Origin of the sequence: Pleurocapsa sp. CCALA 161, from assembly GCF_003003995.1 — a bacterium.
Classification (GTDB): Bacteria; Cyanobacteriota; Cyanobacteriia; order Cyanobacteriales; family Xenococcaceae; genus Waterburya.
The window spans coordinates 1-2,181 of sequence record NZ_PVWF01000248.1 but is presented as its reverse complement, the minus strand read 5'-3'; the positions used below and the strand labels follow the sequence as shown (position 1 = coordinate 2,181).

General features: G+C 42.5%; 2 protein-coding genes and 1 pseudogene. All 3 read left to right on the top strand.

Going from position 1 to position 2,181, the window contains the following annotated elements; translation table 11 throughout:
• Positions 1–685, top strand: a pseudogene (locus tag C7B62_RS25275) (hypothetical protein); the annotation flags it as partial.
• Positions 600–1,295 carry a hypothetical protein gene (locus C7B62_RS25270; RefSeq protein WP_233220162.1) on the top strand — a complete coding sequence of 232 codons (696 nt, stop codon included), beginning with the start codon at positions 600–602 and terminating at the stop codon, positions 1,293–1,295. The pseudogene C7B62_RS25275 and the gene C7B62_RS25270, both read left to right, overlap by 86 nt.
• A gap of 85 nt (positions 1,296–1,380) precedes the next feature.
• A complete protein-coding gene (locus C7B62_RS25265) occupies positions 1,381–2,004 on the top strand; it encodes a hypothetical protein (RefSeq protein ID WP_199194384.1) in 624 nt (207 codons plus the stop codon).
• The last annotated feature ends 177 nt before the right edge of the window (positions 2,005–2,181 follow it).

The following is a 2,181-nucleotide window of genomic DNA, read 5'->3' as shown; positions in this document are numbered from 1 at the left end:
ACCCAAACCCATCCCCGAAATTAGCCCACTGCCCCCAGTTTCCTATGCCGAAGAGGAAGCGGAGATCAAACTCAAACATCAGAAATTAAAGGAAGCAGAAAACGCGCTCGCCCTCCAGCAGAAAAAAATCGACTCCCTCACCCAACTTGACTCAAGTTCCGAAGTTCCCCCCTTAATAAGGGGGGTTAGGGGGGATCAAAACCTCAAACTCATTCTCGAACACGAACAAGCCAACCTGAAAAACCTAGAAACTGCTTTAACTACAGCCCAAATTCAGCTAGAAGTGCAAGAAAGCAAGTTAACCACCGCTAAAGAAAACCGCGCATACATCGAATATCAAAGACAGCTAGAACAAAACCGACGGGCGATCGCCCTCTCTCAACAACATCAATCATTACAACAAACCGAGTCTGAACGCCAAATATTACTAGCAGAAAGAGAATACAGCCAAGCCCAAATCGAAACACAGATCCAGGAAATCGACTATCAAATAGAACAACTTAGCACCGTCAAAGCACCCTATGAAGGCACTATCAAAAAAGTTAAATGGACTGGTCAGTCTGACCATAATCTCACTGCCGTTGTTACTTTATCAGTCAATGACCATCGCGCAACCATCGCCAACGACAGAGCCAAATCCACTCCAAATACTGAAGCTAGACAAACCACCCAAGCAGAACAGTAACTACCCAGAGTTACCCTGTTTGGATAGTAGTCGTGAATGTATTAAACAGTTAACTGAAAAAGCGATCGCCAATTCCCCCGAACTAGTAACCCTAGACGAACAAATTGCTCTGATTGACAAGCGGTTAGTAGTAGCAGGTGAACGGATCGAACATACATCAAAGAAACGCTGGACTAATTATCTTTCTACAGATCCCCTCCGTATCGCAGCTAATGTTTTTGGTGGTGGAGATGTACAGAAGGATAATATTGCGATCGCCGATCTGGAAGTTAAAAGTGCAGAACTAGAAGCCTATCGAGCCAATCTACACAGGCGCAAAGCTGAAATTAAATCCGAGTTAAACGAAGAAATTCTCAGTCTGGTACTCGATTATGAAACAGCAGAGAGGGAATATGTTTTAGCTCAGTCTAAGTTAGCTACCTACAATCAACAACGCCAGCTTATTGAGATTGACTACCAGTTTGGGAATGGTTCAACTACGCAAATGTTGAGTATGTGGCAGCAAGGAGAAAGTTTGGAAGCGGACGTTATTCAAGTCGAGAACAAAAAGACGGAAATAATCCGAAAAATCCAACAACTAACTGGTTTAACCCCGATAAACAATAACTGATGACTGATTAATTATCCGCGACATTACTGATGCAAACGAACTAGTTCTGTAAGAGGATGGAAATGTCCATACTTTTTTAACAATTATGCTATCAGCTTCCTCTTTACCCGATAGATATGGCATTGGTAAGACCTACTTTTATCAACGCCGTGAATACTTAATTGAATTAGGGTATGACATGGAAGCAGTAAAGGATGGCAGAAAGAAAATATACACTGACGAACAAATCCAAATACTCGACGAACTTGACGCGCATATTCAGGATACAAGCGGAATGGAAGGGTTTTCACCTGCAATTGCAGCACCTTCTAATACTCCTGCTCAAGCTATTAGTAACAAACCTGAAACTAACAATACTAATGGACTTGTTCATACCGATAGAGAACAGATAGAAATTAACGAGTCAGCAGCCGAAAATGTTTATGTAGATACCAATCCCCTAGCAGATATTCAAGAACAACAATTAGCCTCAATTGATATCGCTGCCCAATACAGTGCTGCCCAAAATTTAACAGCTTTTAATTACCTGACCGTTGATTATATGAAGCACAGAGATTTTTCGGTGCAGGAATTAGCCGAAGAAGTCCATAAATCAGAAAAAGCAGTCAGAAAAACCTTTGATTCCATGATGGAAAACCCAGCCTCAGCCACAAAAAAGATCCTAGCCAGGATTTCTCGACAACGCAACAGCCAAAGAGTAATGGCGTAGGAACTTCCTCTAGGAGGGTAGAAACTATTACAGCAGTAATTAACAAAGCGATCGCCTTTGAACGCCACAAGATACTCAAGCTATTTCTCGGTTTACATCTGGCAGGAGTCATCACAGGAGCAGCCTTGTCTGCTATCAATCAGGGCGATTTAACCAGGGGAGCAGGACTGGGTTTTG